The sequence below is a fragment of the Rhizobium nepotum 39/7 genome, from assembly GCF_000949865.1.
In the GTDB taxonomy this organism is placed as follows: domain Bacteria; phylum Pseudomonadota; class Alphaproteobacteria; order Rhizobiales; family Rhizobiaceae; genus Agrobacterium; species Agrobacterium nepotum.
Map to the genome: position 1 here is coordinate 2,501 of NZ_JWJH01000079.1, position 3,883 is coordinate 6,383.

Annotated in this window: 2 rRNA genes; both read left to right on the forward strand. The window is 52.7% G+C overall.

From position 1 onward, the window contains the following. Window positions 1-490 precede the first annotated feature (490 nt). A 23S ribosomal RNA gene (locus RS75_RS25000) occupies window positions 491-3,440 on the forward strand. Window positions 3,441-3,675: 235 nt separating this feature from the next. Next, a 5S ribosomal RNA gene (rrf, locus tag RS75_RS25005) occupies window positions 3,676-3,790 on the forward strand. Window positions 3,791-3,883: the final 93 nt, after the last annotated feature.

Sequence of the window (3,883 nt, forward strand, 5' to 3'; positions counted from 1 at the left end):
GCGGGTTGATCGAGGTGGTCGGCGTGAAGCGTTATCCTTTTGAAGAAATAAAAGTTTGCATCGTTCGCAAGAACTGATGCCTGTTCTGAATACATTGTGAAGAGAAGATATGTCTGGAAGCTTCCAGGTGTTTTGGGTTTAGGCCCAAGGCGTCCGAGCCCAGTCTCAGTGAAACCTTGTGATGGCTTAGTCGGCCGGAATTGGTGGAGGGATTGGAGGTAGGAGGGAAGCTTGTCCTGGGCATGTTTGTTGTTTGAAGGTTTAGGCCTTCATCTGATGGACATGCTGGATTGGTGTTGCCTGACCGCGCATCACCGGATGATATCTCGAGAAGCTGGTCTTAATGATACGACCTCGAAGTGCACCGGCGTGCCTTCAATGAGGATTGTATCGAACACGTCGATGTCATCAAGAAAATGACCTGGTTGTAAAAGGTAACCAGGTTGCCGTTCCTTCGGAACGGCTATGGATGAGCATAGACAATGAGAACGAAGAAGTGAATTAAGGGCATTTGGTGGATGCCTTGGCATGCACAGGCGAAGAAGGACGTGATACGCTGCGATAAGCTGTGGGGAGCTGCGAATAAGCTTTGATCCATGGATCTCCGAATGGGGCAACCCACCTTAGATATCTAGAAAATCATTCTGGTTGTCGGATCGTTGATCCGACGTTACGGCGAACGATCGCCGACGGCCTCTGGCCTGTATGGGAACTTCCTGATACAGCGCAGAGCGCGTCGCCGGTCGTCCGGCGCGCCCACGCAGCGCCGCACGCAGTGCGGAACAAGCGTGAGTGAGAAACCCGAATGGTTTCTAGATATCGCAATAAGGTATCTACACCTGAATACATAGGGTGTAAGAAGCGAACGCAGGGAACTGAAACATCTAAGTACCTGCAGGAAAGGACATCAACCGAGACTCCGTAAGTAGTGGCGAGCGAACGCGGACCAGGCCAGTGGCAATGATGAATAAAGCGGAACGATCTGGAAAGGTCGGCCATAGAGGGTGATAGCCCCTTACGCGTAGAACAGTCATTGTCCTTGAGTAGGGCGGGACACGTGAAATCCTGTCTGAACATGGGGAGACCACTCTCCAAGCCTAAGTACTCGTGCATGACCGATAGCGAACAAGTACCGTGAGGGAAAGGTGAAAAGCACCCCGACGAGGGGAGTGAAATAGAACCTGAAACCGGATGCCTACAAACAGTCGGAGCCCGCAAGGGTGACGGCGTACCTTTTGTATAATGGGTCAACGACTTAGTGTAACTAGCAAGCTTAAGCCGGTAGGTGTAGGCGCAGCGAAAGCGAGTCTGAACAGGGCGATTTAGTTAGTTGCATTAGACCCGAAACCGAGTGATCTAGCCATGAGCAGGCTGAAGGTTGGGTAACACCAACTGGAGGGCCGAACCCGTATCTGTTGCAATAGATTGGGATGACTTGTGGCTAGGGGTGAAAGGCCAATCAAACTCGGAAATAGCTGGTTCTCCGCGAAATCTATTTAGGTAGAGCGTCGACCGAATACCCTCGGGGGTAGAGCACTGGATGGGCTATGGGGACTCACCGTCTTACTGATCCTAACCAAACTCCGAATACCGAGGAGTACTAGTCGGCAGACACACGGCGGGTGCTAACGTCCGTCGTGAAGAGGGCAACAACCCTGACCTCCAGCTAAGGTCCCCAAGTCATGGCTAAGTGGGAAAGGATGTGAGGATCCCAAAACAACCAGGATGTTGGCTTAGAAGCAGCCATCATTTAAAGAAAGCGTAACAGCTCACTGGTCTAAATAAGGGTCTTTGCGCCGAAAATGTAACGGGGCTAAAGCCATGCACCGAAGCTGAGGATAGTGCAGTTATAGTGACTGTGCTGTGGTAGCGGAGCGTTCCGTAAGTCTGTGAAGGGGTACCTGTGAGGGGCCCTGGAGATATCGGAAGTGCGAATGTTGACATGAGTAACGATAAAGGGAGTGAGAGACTCCCTCGCCGAAAGACCAAGGGTTCCTGCTTAAAGTTAATCTGAGCAGGGTTAGCCGGCCCCTAAGACGAGGCGGACACGCGTAGTCGATGGGAACCACGTTAATATTCGTGGGCCTGGTGGTAGTGACGGATCTCGTGTGTTGTACATTCTTACTGGATTGGATGTGCAGCGAAGAGGTTCCAGGAAATAGCTCCACCGTATAGACCGTACCCGAAACCGACACAGGTGGTCAGGTAGAGTATACCAAGGCGCTTGAGAGAACTATGTTGAAGGAACTCGGCAAATTGCACGCGTAACTTCGGAAGAAGCGTGACCCCATTTTACGCAAGTATGATGGGGTGGCACAGACCAGGGGGTAGCGACTGTTTATCAAAAACACAGGGCTCTGCGAAGTAGCAATACGACGTATAGGGTCTGACGCCTGCCCGGTGCTGGAAGGTTAAAGGGAGGGGTGCAAGCTCTGAACTGAAGCCCCAGTAAACGGCGGCCGTAACTATAACGGTCCTAAGGTAGCGAAATTCCTTGTCGGGTAAGTTCCGACCTGCACGAATGGCGTAACGACTTCCCCGCTGTCTCCAACATAGACTCAGTGAAATTGAATTCCCCGTGAAGATGCGGGGTTCCTGCGGTCAGACGGAAAGACCCCGTGCACCTTTACTATAGCTTTACACTGGCATTCGCCAAGGCATGTGTAGGATAGGTGGTAGGCTTTGAAGCGGGGACGCCAGTTCTCGTGGAGCCATCCTTGAAATACCACCCTTATCTTCGTGGATGTCTAACCGCGGTCCGTTATCCGGATCCGGGACAGTGTATGGTGGGTAGTTTGACTGGGGCGGTCGCCTCCGAAAGAGTAACGGAGGCGCGCGATGGTGGGCTCAGACCGGTCGGAAATCGGTCGTCGAGTGCAATGGCATAAGCCCGCCTGACTGCGAGACTGACAAGTCGAGCAGAGACGAAAGTCGGTCATAGTGATCCGGTGGTCCCGTGTGGAAGGGCCATCGCTCAACGGATAAAAGGTACGCCGGGGATAACAGGCTGATGACCCCCAAGAGTCCATATCGACGGGGTTGTTTGGCACCTCGATGTCGACTCATCGCATCCTGGGGCTGGAGCAGGTCCCAAGGGTATGGCTGTTCGCCATTTAAAGCGGTACGTGAGTTGGGTTCAGAACGTCGTGAGACAGTTCGGTCCCTATCTGCCGTGGGTGTAGGAATATTGACAGGATCTGTCCCTAGTACGAGAGGACCGGGATGGACGTATCTCTGGTGGATCTGTTGTCCTGCCAAGGGCATAGCAGAGTAGCTATATACGGAATGGATAACCGCTGAAGGCATCTAAGCGGGAAACCAACCTGAAAACGAGTGTTCCCTATCAGAGCCGTGGAAGACGACCACGTTGATAGGACGGGTGTGGAAGCATGGCAACATGTGAAGCTTACCGTTACTAATAGCTCGATCGACTTCTTCGTTCCCATTGATTATGTTCATCAAACGCAGTTTGATGATATCTGTTCTGTCTTCACGGGCCAAAGGCCCTGCAGACGGCGCGCGCCACAAGGCGCGACGGACTAACGTCCTGTATGGAAAACATACGGATGGGTCGCAGAAAGACGTGTTAAATTAAATAGAGCCTCGGGGCTCTCCAGCTTCTCGAAACAACAGTTTCCATGCGTTCCGCATGGATCATATGTTGCGTTTTGCCGACCTGGTGGTTATCGCGGGGCGGCCGCACCCGTTCCCTTTCCGAACACGGCCGTGAAACGCCCCAGCGCCAATGGTACTCCGTCTCAAGACGCGGGAGAGTAGGTCGCTGCCAGGTCTGCAAAACGCAATGTATGACAATCAACATCTTCTCATCACACACTTCGGCCCAGCCGATACAAAGGGCCGCAACAAGCGGCCTTTTTGCATT